A 17,246-nucleotide genomic window follows, 5' to 3' on the forward strand; every position below is an offset into this window, starting at 1 on the left:
TAATTTTATATTATTATGAACTATAATATATATTATGTAAAATAGAGTACTTGACTTTAACAAAAATATTAACATTATATGCATACCTTAATCATAAGTTTAGTTTGTTCTTTAATTGTGGGATTTTACATAAAATGGCTTAAAATCAATAATTTAAAAGATTTTTGTATTTTTATTTTAAGTAATTATGTAATTGCTGTTAGCTTAAGCTTTTATTTTTTTAATGATAAAATCACTTTTAATACATTAAAAAATTCATTTTCAATTCAAGTTCTTGCTCTAGGGTTTTTATTACCAACTATATTTTTATTATTAAATAAATCACTAAAAAAATCAGGTTTAGCCAAAACAGATATTTTTCAACGTTTATCTTTAATTATTCCTGTTGTTTTAAGCTTTTATTTATTTAACGAAATTTTTACCTTCCCTAAATTAATTGCAATAATGCTTGCGTTTATTAGTATTGTGTTGCTTTTGTATAAAAAATCCACAAATCATGGAAATTCAAACATATTCTACCTATTATCTGTTTTTATTGGTTATGGTGTGGTTGATACTTTGTTCAAAATTTTAGCAACTAATAAAAACATACCTTATGTTGTGGCATTATTTTTAATTTTTGGAATTAGTGCTATCGTATGTTTCTTATTTTTATTTTTTGTTAAAGGAAAAATTAAATCAAAAACAATTTTTCAAGGATTTATTTTAGGTGCTTTAAACTTTTGCAACATTTTTTTTTACTTAAAAGCGCATAAAATTTTTATTGAAACCCCTACTCTAGTATTCATTACCATGAACTTAGGTGTAATCATTGGTGGAACCATAATTGGAACTACTTATTTTAAAGAAAAAATTTCAAATTCGGCTTTAATAGGTATCTTTACAGCAATATTAAGTGTACTATTATTAGCACTTATTCAACTTAAACTATTATAGATGATTTATACCCCAAAAATTTTTGTTACTGTAGATATTGTTTTAATAAGAAAAAATCAAAATATTATTGAAACTTTATTAATTCAACGATTAAACGATCCTTTTAAAGATTTTTGGGCACTTCCTGGGGGTTTTGTAGATGAAAATGAAGAATTAGAAACTGCTGCCAAACGCGAATTATTTGAAGAAACCGATTTAAATATTTATCAGGTTAAACAAATTAAAACGTATGGCAATCCAAAAAGAGATCCAAGAAGTCATACCATTTCGGTTGCGTTTTTCGGTGAAATTGATAGTTTAGCCGAAGCTAAAGCTAAAGACGATGCTAAAAATGTAAAATGGTTTCCAATAAATGAGTTACCTGTTTTAGCTTTTGATCATGCTGAAATTATTCGCGATGCAATTGAAAAATATATACAAAAACCGACTTATTAAAAGTCGGTTTTTGTATTAGATTATATCTATATCGCCTTTACCTTCACGTATTATTTCAGGTTCAGGTCCAGTTAAATCAATAATGGTTGATGCAGTGTTATCGCCATATCCCCCATCAATTACTAAATCGACCTTATCTTGCCATTTTTCAAAAATTAATTCAGGATCAGTTGTATATTCTATTAATTCGTCTTCATCGTGAATTGATGTTGAAACAATAGGGTTTCCTAAATGCTTTACCAATTCTAACGCTATTGAATTGTTTGGCACCCTAATACCTACTGTTTTCTTCTTTTTAAATTCTTTGGGTAGGTTGTTATTTCCTTCCAAAATAAAAGTATAAGGCCCTGGTAAGGCTCTTTTTAAAATTTTAAATGATGTAGTATCTAAATTTTTAACATATTGCGATATGTTACTTAAATCGTTACAAACAAATGAAAAGTTTGCTTTTTCAAGCTTAATTCCTTTAATTTTTGCTATACGCTCTAAAGCTTTTGTATTGGTAATATCGCAACCTAAACCATAAACAGTATCGGTTGGATAAATAATTAAACCACCTTCTTTAAGTATTTTTACTACTTTCTGAATTTCCTTTTCATTAGGATTTTCAGGATATATTTTTACAAATTTTGCCATTATTCTAATACATTAAGTTTTGCAAAACGCAGTAATAGCTTTTTAATTCCGCCTGTTTCAAAGTGAATTTCGGCTTTTTTATCGGCTCCTGCACCTTCTAAGTTAAGAATTTTTCCTTTACCAAAACGTTCGTGCATAATTATTTGTCCTTCTTTTAATGATATATTTTCGTTTGAAGTTGCATTTGATGCTGAAATCTTATTTAAATCTTTTAATCTTCTGATATCATGATTTGGTTTTGGAGCTTCATTTTCGGTTACCCATTTGGGTGGAATACCAGTTTTGGGTTTATTTAAACGTAATTTAGACTTATCCACATCGCCAAAAATATCATCGTTAATGGTAGATTTATACCTGTAATTAGTTTCTGGTGCCGATAAAAACTCAATATACTGTGGATCAATTTCTTGTATAAATCGCGATGGATCACAATCTACCAATTTACCCCAACGATATCTGCTTTGTGCATATGTTAAATATGCTTTATGTTCGGCACGTGTTAAGGCTACATAAAACAATCGGCGTTCTTCTTCTAATTCGGCACGTGAATTCACACTCATAGCACTTGGAAACAAATCTTCTTCCATTCCCACCACAAAAACCGTTGGAAATTCTAATCCTTTGGCCAAATGTATCGTCATTAAAGCCACGCGGTCATCATCGCCTTTATCGTTATCTAAATCGCTTGCTAGGGCAACATCTTCTAAAAATTCGGCTAAACTTCCACGTGCGCCATCAACTTCTTTTTGACCTTCTGTAAAATCTTTTATACCGTTTAAAAGTTCTTCAATATTATCTAAACGAGTTATGCCTTCGGGTGTACCGTCCTTTTTTAACTCTTGTACCAACCCCGTTTTTTTAACTACATAATCGGTTAAGTAATAGGCATCGTTGTTTTGATTTATCACCTGAAAGTTTTTAATCATGGTTACAAAATCACTTATTTTACTTTTGGTGCCTGCGGTAAGTTTTAAGTCGATTTTATCAATATGCTCCATCACTTCAAAAATGCTTCTTTTGTAGTGATTTGCCGCCACATTTAGTTTTTCTACCGTAGTATTTCCAATTCCGCGAGTTGGGTAATTAATTACACGCACCAACGCTTCTTCATCTTTTGGGTTGATAATTAAGCGTAAATAACCTAAAACATCTTTAATTTCTTTGCGTTGGTAAAACGATAAACCACCATAAATACGGTACGGAATATCTTTTTTACGTAAAGCATCTTCCATAGCACGTGATTGTGCATTGGTTCTGTATAAAATAGCAAAATCGCCGTTATTCATTTGGTGTAACATCTTCTCCTCAAAAATGGTTGATGCTACAAAACGTCCTTCTTCAGCATCGGTAATAGAACGATGTACTTTTATTTTAGAACCATCGGCATTTTCGGTCCAAACAACTTTATCTAACTTCGTTTTATTTTTATCGATAACTGTATTTGCGGCTTCAACTATGTTTTTTGATGAACGATAATTTTGCTCTAAACGATAGGTTTGAACATTATCAAAATCTTTCTGAAAATTAAAGATATTGTTAATGTTCGCTCCACGAAATGCGTAAATTGACTGTGCATCATCACCTACCACACAAATATTCTGAAAACGATCTGCAAGTGCTTTAACAATTAAATATTGTGAATTGTTGGTATCTTGGTACTCATCTACCAAAATATATCTAAAACGATCTTGGTACTTTAATAAAACCTCAGGAAAACGAATAAGTAATTCGTTGGTTTTCAACAATAAATCATCAAAATCCATTGCACCTGCTTTAAAACAACGCTCTACATATGCCTGATAAATATCGCCAATACGTGGTTTTTTTGCCATGGCATCTGCTTCCATTAACTCGGGATTGTTAAAGTATGCTTTAACAGTAATCATGTTGTTTTTATAGTTAGATATTCTGCTTAAAACCTGGTTTGGTTTATAAATATCTTTATCTAACTGCATTTCTTTAATAATTTGACCTATTAAACGTTGTGAATCTTGCGAATCGTAAATAGTAAAATTTGAAGGATACCCTAATTTATCAGCTTCGGCACGTAAAATACGAGCAAAAACTGAGTGAAATGTACCCATCCATAAGTTTTTAGCTTCGGCTGAACCAACAATTTTAGAAATACGCTCCTTCATTTCGCGTGCGGCTTTGTTGGTAAACGTTAATGCTAAAATGTTAAAAGCATCAACCCCTAAATGCATTAAATAAGCAATGCGTAAGGTTAAAACTCGTGTTTTACCCGATCCGGCACCAGCAATTATAATCATTGCACCGTTTTTTTGCAATACAGGTGCCCGTTGCGCTTCGTTTAATTGATCGATATATTGTTGCATAAAATTATTTTCAGAAAAAAACAAAGTTACTACTACTAAAAATAAGTAGCAAATAATATTAATTTAGGTTTATATTTGTTTTTTAAAAATTATAAAAATGTTAGATATACAAGTTGATTGGAAAGAATCGTTACTTATTTTACTTGGTTTAGTAGTTATTGTACTTTTATTTTATATTGTTAACAGAAAAGCAATTGCCCGCGACAACGAAGCAGAAAAAATGTTGCGTGCACGTTTAAAACAACCCTCTTTCACACCTGTTAATGAACCAGTTGCACGTAAATCAACCCCACAAATTGTTCAAGCTTATGAGCGTTTAATCATTTTAATGGAACGTATTGATTTACATAAACTTGTATCGCGAATTAGTCCTATTTCTAATTTAAAACAAGATTATGCTCATTTTTTAATACAAAATATTGAACAAGAGTTTGATTTTAACATATCGCAACAATTATATGTAACCGAAGAAGCTTGGGCTTTAATTGCTACAGCTAAACAAACTATTATTCAACAAATTTTAAAAACCAGCTTATTAACTGATGTAAATAATGCAAATGATTTACAACAAAAATTGCTAACTATTAAAGAACAAAATTCTGTTACAGATTTAGCAAAAAATCGTTTAAAATTAGAATTTAAAAATTTGGTTTAATTTTTGATATATTTTAGTGACTAAATATTTAAACGCATGAAAAAAATAATAATGTTTGTAAGTGTTGCATTTTTTGCAAGTTGTGAATCTAGCGACACTTGTCATTGCGAAGTTTTTGAAAACATTGGAACTGAAGAACAACCACAATTACGCTATATTGGCACTTTAGATGGCAATTGCGATGGAAAAGTTAAAGATGAAGACAAAATTTACCAAAACGTAAGCTGTGATTAATTAAAAAGGTATTCATTTAGAATACCTTTTTTTTATTTAAACTTTTAATTTTATATATTCGCTAAATAGTAAAACGTAATATATGAAATTTGGAATTATACGCGAAGGTAAAACTCCGCCCGATAAACGTGTTGTTTTTTCACCTCAAGAATTATTAATTTTTAAAAACACCTATCCTACTGCAAGTTTTAAGGTAGAAACCTCGCCTATACGTATCTTTAAAGACGAAGAATACCAAGAACTTGGCTTTGAAGTTTCTGAAGATTTAACTGATTGCGATGTATTGTTTGGTGTAAAAGAAGTGCCAATTGATAAATTAATTCCAAATAAAACTTATTTCTTTTTTTCACATACCATTAAAAAGCAAAAGTATAACAAAAAGTTATTACAAACATGCTTGCAAAAAAACATTCGTTTAATTGATCACGAAACATTAGTTGACGAACACGGTGCACGTTTAATAGGTTTTGGTAGATACGCTGGTATTGTTGGTGCTTATAATGCTTTTAGAGCCTTTGGTATTAAATATGAATTATTCAATTTAAAAAAAGCTGAGCAATTAAATAGCCAAAAGGAATTATTACAAAGTTTAAATCGCAATTATATACCACCTTTAAAAATAGTTTTAACTGGCAAAGGTAAAGTTGGTTTTGGTGCTAAAGAAGTACTTGATGCCATGAAAATAAAACATGTATCAATCGATCAATTTTTGAAACAAGAATTTGACGAATCGGTGTATGTACATATAGATGTGGAAGATTATTACCGAAAATTAGACGGTACCAAAGGTAATTTTGAAGATTTTAAAGAAAATCCTATGAATTATGAAAGCGATTTTGAAAAATTTGCTCAAGTAGCCGATATTTTTATTGCTGGACATTTTTATAAAGACGGATCTCCAAAAATTCTAACGCAGCAAATGTTAAATAGCGCTAAAAACAATATAAAAGTAGTAGCTGATATTTCATGCGATATTGACGGTCCTATTGATTGTACGTTACGCGCATCTACGATTGCTGAGCCAATTTATGGATATTATCCACGTGAAAATAAAGAAGTACCAGTAGATCATCCTGCAGCAGTTGTTGTTATGGCTGTAGATAATTTACCATGTGAATTACCAAAAGATGCAAGCGAAGGTTTTGGTGAAATGTTTTTAGAACACATTATTCCTGCATTTTTTAATAATGATAAAGATGAAATTTTAAAACGAGGTACTATTTGTGAAAATGGTAAATTAACAGATCGTTTTGCTTATTTAACTGATTTTGTTGAAGATTAAAAAGTTAATATCCCGAGAAAATTCTCGGGATATTTTGTATTAAATAGTCATGGAAAAAATTTGTGTTTCGGGTTGATCTTTGATTAAATAATCGTCAAAAGCCATACAAATATTTCTAACAAAAGTTTTACCTAAATCAGTAACATTCAATTTATTATTTTCAATGATAATTAACTTATCATCAATAAATTCACTTAATCGATTCAATAAATCTTCTTTAGGAATAATGGCATAAACTTTAGTTAAATCAGTATAAAATTTACAAATTATATCTAGTATACAATTTCTTAAAACTAAATCGGTTTCATTTAAAATATGTCCTTTAAAAACGGGTAATTCGTTATTATTTACTTTAGCTAAATACAAATCAATCTTTTTTTCGTTTTGCGCAAAAGCATTGCTACAATCACTAATTGCCGACACACCTAAACCAATTAAAACATTAGTTTTAAAAGGTGTATACCCCATAAAATTTCTATGTAATGTATTGTTTTTGTATGATTTATACAACAAATCGGTAGGTAAAGCAAAATGATCCATACCAATTTCAAAATATCCAATTTCTTGTAACATTTCTCTACCAATTTCATATAACTTTCTTTTAATTTCGCTTTTAGGAATATCTTCATCTTTAAAACCACGTTGTCCATTACCTTTTATCCACGGCACATGGGCGTATGAATAAAACGAAATTCTATCGGGTAATAAATCCGCAGTTTTTTGAATTGATTGCTGAATACTTTCAATAGTTTGAAAAGGCAATCCATAAATAATATCATGCGTAACCGATTCGTAACCAATTAATCGCGCATTCATAGTAACTTCTTTAACTTTTTCAAAAGTTTGTTTTCTGTTAATAGCCTGCTGCACCTTTTCATCGTAATCTTGCACGCCAAAACTCACTCGTTTAAAGCCTAAATCAAAAAGTGTTTGTAAATGTTCAAAAGTTGTATTGTTAGGATGGCCTTCAAAACTCATTTCAATTTCAGAATGCTTAGTAGCATCTTTAAAAATACCATTTACTAAGCGTTTAAGTTCGCTACAACTAAAAAAAGTTGGTGTACCGCCACCTAAATGCAATTCTTTAATTAAAGGTTTACTGTTAAAACTATTTAAATACATTTGCCATTCTTTTAAAACGGCGTCAATATAAGGCGCTTCTACTTTATGTTGTTTGGTTATATGTTTATGGCATCCACAAAACGTACACAAACTTTCGCAATATGGTAAATGTATATATATTGATATTCCGTTAGTTGCGTTACTTAATTTAAAGTTTTCATGTAAGTTATTAAGCCATTTATCTTTGGTGAATTCATTTACATTCCAATATGGTACGGTAGGATAACTGGTGTAACGTGGCCCCGGAACATTGTATTTATTTATTAATTGATTCATTGTTTTATTTTTATACAAATTTACATGTTAAGCAAAAAACAATTTCTGATATTTATCATAATAAATCTGTAACAAATACAATCAAAAGCTAAACATAAATACATGTATTAATCTAATCAACACATTTAAAACACGCTGTGTTACTATTTACCAATTTTACCTTAAATTAATATCTTAAAAAGCTACAGTTTAAAAGGGTTTCAAATATCATCAACACATTTTATATACCACCTTATAGCATTATCCATTTTTTTTGAAAAATTTCTTCATCTATAATTTTATATTTAAAAGTTTCTTTAAAATCATTATAAGTCAAATTATTATCAACCCAATACCCACAATTCTCTTTATAAGGCATTTTTAAGATTACTTCACCTTCTGAATTTAATCCGATCTCCCTATTTGGTATACTATTTTTATTATCAAACTCCAAAAACCAATTGGATATAAAAAAAATTTTATCATCAAAATCAGGGTTTGCAATTGGTATGAAAAATGATAATATTTTGTTTATAATTTTTGTATTCTTACTTTCTGTAAAGTGAACCACATCGGTTTCTATATTTAAATATAATATTGTAATTTAATTTTTATTAAGTAAAGATACCCGATCGCGCGGATTTGTAATCCATGCGATAATTAATAATTAAAAATTGCCCACGCAGCGCAAAATCTACCGACTTTGAACTACTTCTAAATTAAATATTTATCAAATATAATCAATCATTATTTTAATAAGTAAAGATAGAATGTTATAACTGTAATTTTTTTGGGGGAGCTTACAACTTGGCCTCGGAACCTTGTTTTATTTTTATATAAATTTACGCGCTAAGAAAAAATAATTTCTGATATTTGTCTTAATAAACCCAACAAATTATGAAACAATTTATTTTAATTTTAAGTATTATTCTAAGTGGATTTGCAGCAACTGCACAACAAATTGATAAAAAACAGTTAGTTCAAAAACTAGAAAAGACTCCTATTTTAATTGATATTAGATCAACCGAAGAATACAAAGAAGGAACCATACCTGGCGCAATGAATTTAAATTTCCACGAAGAAGAATTCAAAAACTTTATTATGAACATATCAAAAGATAAAGAAATTATTGTTTTTTGCCAAACCGGTTTTACAAGTAACGAAGCTATTGAACGTTTAAAAGCCGAAGGATTTGCAAATGTTACGCAATTAGAAGGCGGCTACGAAAAATGGATTGAGGAAGCACCTGCTGTAAAACAAAAATAATTTTAAGATTTTTATAAGAAATTATAAAATTCTAGTTGGTATATTTGATTTTATATTTTAAAAATAAATAAAAAATGGACCACGCGTCTTTTCAAAGTTTTATAAAAACAATTTTAATTTTAGTTTTAGTTTATTATTTGTTGAAGTTTGCTTTTAAGCTTCTTGCACCCTATTTGCTACATAAAGCTGTGAATAAAGTAACTGAAAATTTTCAAAAACAACAGCAAGCTTATCAAAACCAGCAAACAGATACTTCGCAATCAAATAATTTTGAAACCGATATCAAACAAAATAAAATTCCTAAAGAAAAAAAGAAAGTTGGCGAATACATTGATTTTGAAGAAATAGAATAATTTTAAGTCTTGCATTGCAAGACTTTTTTTTTGCATTTCCCAAATATTAAGTACATTTAGCAACAAATTTAAAAACTATGAAAAATTTTAAAAACTATGTACCGCACTTGCTTGCAATTGTTGGTTTTGTAGTTGTTGCTTTGGCATATTTTTACCCTGTACTTTCAGGTAAGCAAATCATGCAATCTGATATTGTTCAGTACACGGGAATGGCAAAAGAACTAAATAATTTTCGCGAAACCCATCAACAAGAAACCTATTGGGTAAACAATGCTTTTGGTGGTATGCCAACTTATCAATTAGGAGCTAAATATCCACATAATTATATAAAACAACTCGATTCGGTTATTCGTTTCTTACCGCGTCCTGCCGATTATGTTTTTCTTTATTTCATAGGTTTTTACTTATTATTGCTTACTTATAAAGTAAAACCTTTAAAAGCATTCATAGGTGCATTACTATTTGGTTTTTCAACATATTTAATAGTAATTTTAGGTGCAGGTCATAATGCAAAAGCACATGCAATTGCTTATATGCCAATGGTTTTAGCTGGTGTACATTTAGTTTTTAAACGAAAATATTTATTGGGCGGAATTTTAACAATGATTGCTGCTGCGTTAGAAATTTCGGCTAATCACTTTCAAATGACGTATTATTTACTTTTATTTTTAATAATTGTAACTGTTTATCATTCAATTCAATACATAAAAGAAAAACAATTTGCCAATCTTTTTAAAATTTACGGTGTTTTTGCAATTACTGGATTTTTAGCAATAGGTTTAAATGCTACTAATTTATTGGCAACTCAAGAATATGCGAAATTTAGTACACGAAGCGATAGTGAATTAACGATAGCACCCGATGGTTCTTTAAAAGAATCAACCAATGCCATGACTCATGAATACATTACGGAATATAGTTATGGTATTTTTGAAACTTTTAATTTATTGGTTCCACGAATTACAGGTGGCGGTAATGGTGAAAATATCGGTACAAAATCAAACACGTATCAATTTGTTTCAAATTTATTACAAAGTCAAGGATACGACCCCTCACCTGCCCAGCAATTTGCAGACCATGCACCAACTTATTGGGGCAATCAACCAATTGTAGCAGCGCCTGCATATATTGGTGCTATTGTTTTATTTTTAGCTGTTTTATGCTTTTTTGTAGACGATAGAAAAGTAAAATATTATTTAGGTTTTGGTGCCTTGTTTTCGATTGCACTTTCATGGGGACATAATTTCTTTTTAACCAATTTTTTAATTGATAATTTGCCTTTATACAATAAATTCAGAGCTATAACATCAATACAAGTAATTGCAGAATTATGTTTTCCAGTACTAGCAATTTTAGGTTTACAAGCCTATTTTAAAGCATCGAAAGAACAACAATTAAAGTCTTTAAAGTTATCTGCAATTATCTTTGGAAGTATTTTTGTAATATTATTTATTTTAAAAGGATCGATGCCTTTTGAAGGGGCAAACGACAGTTATTATGCGCAAGTTTTTCAAGACAGTGGTACCGATTTTATTGCAGCTTTAGTTAGCGATCGTAAAGCTATGTACACTAGCGATTTATTAAGAACTTTTGCTTTTATTGCTTTAGCTTTAGCCGTTTTATTTGCTTTTAATAAAGAAAAAATAAATGCTAAAATTGCTGTAATTCTAGTTGGTGTTTTAGGTGTAATAGATTTGGTTTCGGTTGATACCAATTATGTTAATAAAGATAATTTTGTGTCAAAAACGCTAGTTGAACAACCTTTTGAAATTACCCCAGCCGATGCGCATATTTTAAAAGACACATCACATTTTAGAGTTTATGAACAACAAGGTGGTTTTAGTAGTGCACGCAGCTCGTATTTTCATAAATCTTTAGGTGGATATCACGCGGCTAAACCTAAAAAAATTCAAGATTTGTTAGATTACCAAATTGCACAACAAAACTTGGAAGTTTTAAACATGTTAAATGTAAAATATGTTATCAATAAAAACGAAGAAGGACAAGATATAGCTTTAGAAAACCCTGAAGTTAATGGTAATGCATGGTTTGTAAATGCTATTGAAACGGTTGCAAATGCCGATGAAATGATGAAAAAACTAAAAACGTTTAAATCAAAACAAACAGCATTAGTTTACAAAAATGCGCAACTAAAAAATACTCAATTTAAAACCGATAGTTTAGCAGTTATAAAACTCACAAACTATCAACCTAATAAATTATCGTATCAATCAACAAATTCAAATGAAGGTTTTGCGGTTTTTTCTGAAATTTATTATCCAAAAGGATGGCAAATTACTATAGATGACAAACCTGCGAATATGATTGAAGTAAATTATACGTTACGTGGTTTAGTTATACCTGCAGGTAGTCATAAAATTATTTTTGAATTTAAACCCGATGTAATAAAAACCGGAAGTATCATTTCATTAATAACTTCAATTTTAGCTTTAATTATAATTGTGTTAAGTGTTATATACATCAATAAAAACAAAAAAAAGTAATCAAAAAATTAACTAATGAACATTTTTGCATTAGCAATAGCAGGTGCTTTTGGTACCATTTGTAGATATGAAATAGGTAAACTAATTTCGCTACAAAACTATCCCATTGCAACATTATTTGTAAATACATTAGGAAGCCTATTTTTAGGCTTTCTATTTTTTAAATATGCTACAAATAACCAACAGTTATACGTTATTTTGGGAATTGGTTTTTGTGGCGGGTTTACAACTTTTTCAACCTTTTCATTGGATCTTTTTAAAATGATACAAAACGAAAACTATTTGCAATTTATTAGCTATTTATTTTTAACGATTATTTTAGGAGTTGTAGCTGTTATGATAGGATATTTCTTAGCCAAAAACATTTCATAAATATGAAAAAAGTATTAATAATATCGTATTATTGGCCGCCTGCAGGTGGTCCAGGTGTACAACGATGGTTAAAATTTACTAAATATTTACCAGATTTTAATATACAACCCATTGTGTACGTTCCTGAAAACGCAACATATCCAATTATAGACAACGATTTAATAAACGATATTCAAAAAACGACCATAGTTCTTAAACAACCAATTAAAGAACCTTATAAAATAGCTTCTTTGTTTTCTAAAAAAAGTACTAAATCTATAAGTTCAGGATTAATTAAAGACAATAAAAAACAATCGTTATTAGAAAAAACAATGTTGTTTATACGTGGTAATTTTTTTATTCCTGATGCACGCGTAGCTTGGGTAAAGCCTTCTGTAAATTACCTCTCAAATTATATATCCACTAATAATATTGATACCATAATTACCACTGGTCCTCCGCATAGTTTACATTTAATTGGTTACGAATTACAAAGAAAGAATAACGTAAAATGGATTGCCGATTTCAGAGATCCGTGGACAAATATTGGTTATCACAAAGAATTAAAACTTACAAAATTTGCACAAAAAAAGCATAAAAGATTAGAATTTGAAGTTCTAAACAGTGCAAACTGTATTATTACAACCAGTTATACAACAAAAAATGAGTTTGCTGCAATTACTCAAAAGCCTATTCATGTAATCACTAATGGATATGATATTGAAAAAATAGAAAAGCCTTTACTTGATAAAAAATTTAGTATAAGTCATATAGGTTCGTTACTTTCTAAACGTAATCCTAAAATTTTGTGGGAAGTTTTAAGCGAAATTATTTCTGAAAATGAACTGTTTAAAAATGATTTTGAATTGAAGCTTTTAGGTAAAATAAGTTCAGAAATTATAGAAACTCTTAAAAAATATAAGTTAGAGAGCTATGTCACTAATTTAGGATATGTTTCGCATACCGAAGCTTTAATAAATCAACGTAAATCGCAAATGTTATTGCTAATTGAAATAGATTCGCACGAAACAAAAGGAATTATACCTGGTAAACTTTTTGAATATATGGCTGCAGAAAGACCAATTATTGCTTTGGGACCAGTTGAAAGTGATGTTGAAAAAATTTTAAAAGAAACCAACTGTGGATGTTATTTTAATTATACCGAAAAACAAAAACTAAAAACATATATTTTAGAAAGCTATTCTCATTTTAAACAAAACAACCTACACATTTATGGTATTGGATTACAATATTACAGCAGAAAAAAATTAACAGAAAAATTAGCTAATGTTATTACTAATTTGCTGTAATTACGGCATACAAAATATTAATTTAACAAAAATTAACTAATAAAAACAACAGTATCACAATTAATGAGTATTAAATTTGCATTTTTACTTTAAAACTCCTATTTTTACTTAAAAATAAGAATTATGAAAAAAGTTTTATTAGTAAGTTGCATAGCTTTATTTGGTATTGCAGCTCAAGCACAGAATAGCGTTTCTAAAAATGCTTTAGGTTTACGTTTTGGTGATAACGACGGTGTTGGTGCCGAAATTTCTTACCAAAGATTATTAAGTGATGACAACCGTCTAGAGGTTGATTTAGGATGGCGTTCATCTAACAACTACGATGCTGTTAAAGCAACTGGTATTTACCAATGGTTTTGGAATATAGACGGAGGTTTTTATTGGTACGCTGGTGTTGGTGGTGGTATTGGTTCTTGGTCTTATGACTACAAATATGGAAATAACCACTATAAAGAAAATGATTTGTTTTTATTTGCTAGCGGACAAGTAGGAATTGAATATAACTTTGATATTCCGATACAAGTTGCTTTAGATTTTAAACCTGAAATTTATTTATTAAACAACGATTTTCACGAAAGCTTTGGACCAGACATTGCTTTAAGTGTACGTTATAAATTTTAAAAAAATAAAGGAACCTAAATAGGTTCCTTTATTTTTTATGAAATTCTATTAAACCATCTAAAGGCTTTTGAAAAAAAACACCTGCTTTTAAGTTGTTTTTTTCAAGTATTCGTTTAAATTCATCTTGCAATAAATAAGCTGTTGAACCTATAAAATGAACGGGCACTTTTAAATAATTTTCATATTGCTTAATGTAATGATCTATAAAAAATTGAAAACTTTTAGTTATCATTTCTTGTAAAAAATCATGTTGTTTATTGGCTATTAAAAACGGTAAAAACGATGCTAAATATGCATTTGGATTGGGTTCTTTATAAAAATTCCTTTTAATAAAATCGGCATCTAAATTATAATCTTCTTCAAACTTACTTTTTAAATCTTTTGGCATTGAATTAAAATAATAAGCGCGAATTAAATTTCTTCCAAATTCAACGCCTGAACAATCGTCCATTGCTAAATATCCTAACGACTCTACCGCTTGTTCAACTGTATTGCCATTAAAATAGCTACAGTTTGATCCTGTTCCATTTATACAAACAATTCCTGGTTGTAAATCTGCACATGTTGCATAAACTGCTGCATAAGTATCTTCTAAAATTTTGAAAAAAACTGCATTTTCAAAAACATTTTTTAAAGCTTGAAGCATAGTTTCTTTAGAATGAGGTGTACTACAACCCGATCCATAAAAATATACTTCTTTTATTGCTGTGCGTAAATTAGCAATTTCTTCGTTACATAAAATACGTTCTGTTAAAACACTGGTTGTTAAAACTTCAGGATTTAAACCTAAAGTATTATATACACCTAAATTTTGTTTATTATTAAACAACAACCAATCTGCTTTGGTTGAACCACTATCAACTACAAATTTCATATAAAAATGAATTTATTTTTTGGCAAAATACGTTATTTTAATCGACTTGTATAAGCAATTAGGTCTAAAAGTTTGGCAGAATAACCATATTCGTTATCATACCACGAAACAATTTTAAAAAAAGTATCGTTTAACGCTATACCAGCATCTGCATCAATTATTGAAATACGGGCGTCTGAAAGAAAGTCTTGTGAAACTACAGCTTCATTTGTAAAACCAATTATGTTTTTAAATTCATTTTCGGCAGCATTTTTAAACACCTTCATTATATTATCATAGGTTGTTGGTGTTTTTAATTTAACTGTTAAATCTACAACCGATACGTTTGGTGTTGGTATTCTAAAAGCCATTCCGGTAAGTTTACCTGTTAGTTCTGGTATTACTTTTGTAACTGCTTTTGCTGCACCTGTACTTGCTGGAATAATGTTATTTAAAGCTGAACGCCCTCCGCGAAAATCCTTTTTTGAAGCACCATCAACTACCATTTGCGATGCTGTTGCAGCATGCACCGTTGTCATTAATCCTTCTTCAATTCCAAAATTATCGTTTAAAATTTTGGCAATTGGTGCCAAGCAGTTTGTAGTACACGATGCATTTGAAATTATTTTTTGAGAAGCTTTCATTTCATAGTGGTTTACGCCCATTACAAACATTGGAACATCATCAGATGGTGAAGAAATAACCACTTTTTCAGCACCTGCTTTTAAATGTAAACTGGCTGTTTCAAGTGTTTTAAAAATACCCGTACAATCAACAACTATAGCTGCATTTACTTCGTTCCATTTTAATAATGTTGGATCTTTTTCAGCAGTAACTCTAATTTTAGTATCATTTACAATTAAATCATTTTCTTTAATTTCAATTTCGCCTTTAAAAGTTCCGTGAACCGAATCGTATTTTAAAATATATGCTAAAAGTTCTACATCCATTAAATCGTTAATTGCAACAACGTCAATATCATTACGTTCAAAAGATTCTCGTAAAACCAAACGACCAATTCTACCAAATCCGTTTATCCCAATTTTTATTTTTTCCATAATCTATACTGCTAAAATATCAGAAATTCTTATTAATTCTTTATCAATTTGTGCATGTTCTTTAATAGCTTTTTCTAACGGTGTGTAAGCTATTAAATCGTTTTGTAAACCAATCATTATATTCTTTTCGCCTTTTAACAATGCTTCAACAGCTGCTACACCAGATCTACTTGCTAAAACTCTATCAAAACAACTTGGCGCACCACCGCGCTGTATATGTCCTATTACCGAAACACGTACATCATATTCAGGTAAATTTTCTTCAACATAATTACTTAATTCATAAACGTTTTTGCCTGATTTTTCGCCTTCAGCAACAATTACAATACAACTTGATTTACCACTAGCTTTACTTCTTTTTAAATTTTCTAATAATTTTGGTAAACCAATATTTTCTTCAGGAATTAAAATAGCTTCGGCGCCAATTCCTATTCCTGAATTTAAAGCAACAAAGCCAGCATCACGTCCCATAACTTCAACAAAAAAGATGCGTTTATGAGATGTTGCCGTATCGCGAATTTTATCAACTACATCAATAATGGTATTCAAAGCGGTATCGTATCCTATGGTGTGTGATGTTCCAAAAATATCGTTATCAATTGTTCCAGGAATACCTATTACGGGAAAATTAAATTCAACCGAAAGCATTAAAGCTCCTGTAAAACTTCCATCGCCACCTATTACAATCAGGGCATCTATTTGATTTTTTTGTAATGTTTCATAAGCTTTTTTGCGACCTTCAAGTGTCATAAATTCTTTAGAACGTGCCGATTTTAAAATAGTACCTCCTTTTGAAATGATGTATTTAACATCACGCGGTCCCATTTGTTTTAAATCACCTTCAATTAATCCTTGAAACCCGCGAAAAACACCAAAGCAATCTATTTTATAAAAAGTACATGCCCTTACAACTGCGCGTATAGTTGCATTCATACCTGGGGCATCACCACCCGAAGTTAGTACTGCTATTCGTTTAATATTTTGTAAATTCATATGTTGTTTGTTATTGATTAAATATACAAATAAAAAGTAAAAAAAG

The 17,246-nt window shown here is 29.6% G+C and carries 18 protein-coding genes; 11 read left to right on the forward strand and 7 right to left on the reverse strand.

Going from position 1 to position 17,246, the window contains the following annotated elements; genetic code table 11:
- The first annotated feature begins 78 nt into the window (after nucleotides 1-78).
- Nucleotides 79-936 (forward strand): EamA family transporter, encoded by an 858-nt coding sequence (locus P3875_RS07855; RefSeq protein WP_303443408.1) that lies wholly within the window; start codon nucleotides 79-81, stop codon nucleotides 934-936.
- Nucleotides 937-1,371, forward strand: a complete 435-nt coding sequence (locus tag P3875_RS07860; RefSeq protein ID WP_303443409.1) for an NUDIX hydrolase — start codon at nucleotides 937-939, stop codon at nucleotides 1,369-1,371. It begins immediately after the preceding gene.
- A gap of 15 nt (nucleotides 1,372-1,386) precedes the next feature.
- On the opposite strand, the gene P3875_RS07865 is transcribed toward P3875_RS07860, so the two are convergent.
- Nucleotides 1,387-2,007: an L-threonylcarbamoyladenylate synthase gene (locus P3875_RS07865; RefSeq protein WP_303443410.1), complete on the reverse strand. Its 621-nt coding sequence runs from the start codon at nucleotides 2,005-2,007 to the stop codon at nucleotides 1,387-1,389.
- Nucleotides 2,007-4,343 carry an ATP-dependent helicase gene (locus P3875_RS07870; RefSeq protein WP_303443411.1) on the reverse strand — a complete coding sequence of 779 codons (2,337 nt, stop codon included), beginning with the start codon at nucleotides 4,341-4,343 and terminating at the stop codon, nucleotides 2,007-2,009. Before P3875_RS07870 ends, P3875_RS07865 begins: the two co-directional genes overlap by 1 nt.
- A gap of 97 nt (nucleotides 4,344-4,440) precedes the next feature.
- Between P3875_RS07870 and P3875_RS07875 the strand changes: the two genes are divergently transcribed.
- From P3875_RS07875 to P3875_RS07885, 3 genes are all read left to right on the forward strand, one after another.
- Nucleotides 4,441-4,998 (forward strand): DUF7935 family protein, encoded by a 558-nt coding sequence (locus P3875_RS07875; protein ID WP_303443412.1) that lies wholly within the window; start codon nucleotides 4,441-4,443, stop codon nucleotides 4,996-4,998.
- Nucleotides 4,999-5,034: 36 nt separating this feature from the next.
- Complete coding sequence (locus P3875_RS07880; RefSeq protein WP_303443413.1) at nucleotides 5,035-5,232, forward strand: hypothetical protein; 198 nt, start codon at nucleotides 5,035-5,037, stop codon at nucleotides 5,230-5,232.
- A gap of 82 nt (nucleotides 5,233-5,314) precedes the next feature.
- A complete protein-coding gene (locus P3875_RS07885; RefSeq protein WP_303443414.1) occupies nucleotides 5,315-6,514 on the forward strand; it encodes an NAD(P)-dependent oxidoreductase in 1,200 nt (399 codons plus the stop codon).
- 39 nt (nucleotides 6,515-6,553) lie between these two features.
- Here P3875_RS07885 and hemN read toward each other — a convergent pair whose 3' ends face one another.
- Both hemN and P3875_RS07895 read right to left on the reverse strand, forming a co-directional pair.
- On the reverse strand, nucleotides 6,554-7,912 hold the full coding sequence (hemN, locus tag P3875_RS07890) for an oxygen-independent coproporphyrinogen III oxidase (RefSeq protein WP_303443415.1): 1,359 nt from the start codon (nucleotides 7,910-7,912) through the stop codon (nucleotides 6,554-6,556).
- Nucleotides 7,913-8,144: 232 nt separating this feature from the next.
- Nucleotides 8,145-8,462: a hypothetical protein gene (locus tag P3875_RS07895; protein ID WP_303443416.1), complete on the reverse strand. Its 318-nt coding sequence runs from the start codon at nucleotides 8,460-8,462 to the stop codon at nucleotides 8,145-8,147.
- 326 nt (nucleotides 8,463-8,788) lie between these two features.
- On the opposite strand from P3875_RS07895, the gene P3875_RS07900 reads away from it, so the two are divergent.
- The 6 genes from P3875_RS07900 to P3875_RS07925 all read left to right on the forward strand — a co-directional run bounded on the left by P3875_RS07900 (nucleotide 8,789) and on the right by P3875_RS07925 (nucleotide 14,296).
- Entirely contained in the window at nucleotides 8,789-9,157 is a 369-nt protein-coding gene (locus P3875_RS07900) for a rhodanese-like domain-containing protein (RefSeq protein ID WP_303443417.1), read from the forward strand.
- A 74-nt stretch (nucleotides 9,158-9,231) separates the two neighbouring features.
- Nucleotides 9,232-9,510 carry a DUF4834 family protein gene (locus tag P3875_RS07905; protein WP_303443418.1) on the forward strand — a complete coding sequence of 93 codons (279 nt, stop codon included), beginning with the start codon at nucleotides 9,232-9,234 and terminating at the stop codon, nucleotides 9,508-9,510.
- Nucleotides 9,511-9,587: 77 nt separating this feature from the next.
- Nucleotides 9,588-12,014 (forward strand): YfhO family protein, encoded by a 2,427-nt coding sequence (locus tag P3875_RS07910; RefSeq protein ID WP_303443419.1) that lies wholly within the window; start codon nucleotides 9,588-9,590, stop codon nucleotides 12,012-12,014.
- A gap of 15 nt (nucleotides 12,015-12,029) precedes the next feature.
- Entirely contained in the window at nucleotides 12,030-12,386 is a 357-nt protein-coding gene (gene crcB / locus P3875_RS07915; RefSeq protein WP_303443420.1) for a fluoride efflux transporter CrcB, read from the forward strand.
- A gap of 2 nt (nucleotides 12,387-12,388) precedes the next feature.
- Nucleotides 12,389-13,675: a glycosyltransferase gene (locus P3875_RS07920; RefSeq protein ID WP_303443421.1), complete on the forward strand. Its 1,287-nt coding sequence runs from the start codon at nucleotides 12,389-12,391 to the stop codon at nucleotides 13,673-13,675.
- 123 nt (nucleotides 13,676-13,798) lie between these two features.
- Nucleotides 13,799-14,296: a hypothetical protein gene (locus P3875_RS07925; protein ID WP_303443422.1), complete on the forward strand. Its 498-nt coding sequence runs from the start codon at nucleotides 13,799-13,801 to the stop codon at nucleotides 14,294-14,296.
- Nucleotides 14,297-14,324: 28 nt separating this feature from the next.
- Here P3875_RS07925 and P3875_RS07930 read toward each other — a convergent pair whose 3' ends face one another.
- Genes P3875_RS07930 through pfkA form a run of 3 tightly spaced genes read right to left on the reverse strand, consistent with a single transcriptional unit; the run spans nucleotide 14,325 to nucleotide 17,200 of the window.
- Nucleotides 14,325-15,170 carry an N-acetylglucosamine kinase gene (locus P3875_RS07930; RefSeq protein WP_303443423.1) on the reverse strand — a complete coding sequence of 282 codons (846 nt, stop codon included), beginning with the start codon at nucleotides 15,168-15,170 and terminating at the stop codon, nucleotides 14,325-14,327.
- Nucleotides 15,171-15,202: 32 nt separating this feature from the next.
- Entirely contained in the window at nucleotides 15,203-16,207 is a 1,005-nt protein-coding gene (gene gap / locus P3875_RS07935; RefSeq protein WP_303443424.1) for a type I glyceraldehyde-3-phosphate dehydrogenase, read from the reverse strand.
- 3 nt (nucleotides 16,208-16,210) lie between these two features.
- The gene (pfkA, locus tag P3875_RS07940; RefSeq protein ID WP_303443425.1) at nucleotides 16,211-17,200 is read right to left on the reverse strand and encodes a 6-phosphofructokinase; all 990 of its coding nucleotides are present in this window, start codon (nucleotides 17,198-17,200) and stop codon (nucleotides 16,211-16,213) included.
- Between the last annotated feature and the right edge of the window lie 46 nt (nucleotides 17,201-17,246).

It is taken from the genome of Myroides sp. JBRI-B21084 (assembly GCF_030545015.1).
In the GTDB taxonomy this organism is placed as follows: Bacteria; Bacteroidota; Bacteroidia; order Flavobacteriales; family Flavobacteriaceae; genus Flavobacterium.

Excerpts from the sequence above, each read along its gene's own strand:
- P3875_RS07900 (WP_303443417.1), top strand. The coding sequence starts at position 8,789 with ATGAAACAATTTATTTTAATTTTAAGTATTATTCTAAGTGGATTTGCA.
- P3875_RS07865 (WP_303443410.1), bottom strand. The coding sequence starts at position 2,007 with ATGGCAAAATTTGTAAAAATATATCCTGAAAATCCTAATGAAAAGGAA.
- pfkA (WP_303443425.1), bottom strand. The coding sequence starts at position 17,200 with ATGAATTTACAAAATATTAAACGAATAGCAGTACTAACTTCGGGTGGT.
- crcB (WP_303443420.1), top strand. The coding sequence starts at position 12,030 with ATGAACATTTTTGCATTAGCAATAGCAGGTGCTTTTGGTACCATTTGT.
- P3875_RS07920 (WP_303443421.1), top strand. The coding sequence starts at position 12,389 with ATGAAAAAAGTATTAATAATATCGTATTATTGGCCGCCTGCAGGTGGT.
- P3875_RS07880 (WP_303443413.1), top strand. The coding sequence starts at position 5,035 with ATGAAAAAAATAATAATGTTTGTAAGTGTTGCATTTTTTGCAAGTTGT.
- P3875_RS07930 (WP_303443423.1), bottom strand. The coding sequence starts at position 15,170 with ATGAAATTTGTAGTTGATAGTGGTTCAACCAAAGCAGATTGGTTGTTG.
- P3875_RS07855 (WP_303443408.1), top strand. The coding sequence starts at position 79 with ATGCATACCTTAATCATAAGTTTAGTTTGTTCTTTAATTGTGGGATTT.
- P3875_RS07870 (WP_303443411.1), bottom strand. The coding sequence starts at position 4,343 with ATGCAACAATATATCGATCAATTAAACGAAGCGCAACGGGCACCTGTA.
- P3875_RS07925 (WP_303443422.1), top strand. The coding sequence starts at position 13,799 with ATGAAAAAAGTTTTATTAGTAAGTTGCATAGCTTTATTTGGTATTGCA.
- hemN (WP_303443415.1), bottom strand. The coding sequence starts at position 7,912 with ATGAATCAATTAATAAATAAATACAATGTTCCGGGGCCACGTTACACC.
- P3875_RS07875 (WP_303443412.1), top strand. The coding sequence starts at position 4,441 with ATGTTAGATATACAAGTTGATTGGAAAGAATCGTTACTTATTTTACTT.
- P3875_RS07860 (WP_303443409.1), top strand. The coding sequence starts at position 937 with ATGATTTATACCCCAAAAATTTTTGTTACTGTAGATATTGTTTTAATA.
- P3875_RS07910 (WP_303443419.1), top strand. The coding sequence starts at position 9,588 with ATGAAAAATTTTAAAAACTATGTACCGCACTTGCTTGCAATTGTTGGT.
- gap (WP_303443424.1), bottom strand. The coding sequence starts at position 16,207 with ATGGAAAAAATAAAAATTGGGATAAACGGATTTGGTAGAATTGGTCGT.
- P3875_RS07905 (WP_303443418.1), top strand. The coding sequence starts at position 9,232 with ATGGACCACGCGTCTTTTCAAAGTTTTATAAAAACAATTTTAATTTTA.
- P3875_RS07885 (WP_303443414.1), top strand. The coding sequence starts at position 5,315 with ATGAAATTTGGAATTATACGCGAAGGTAAAACTCCGCCCGATAAACGT.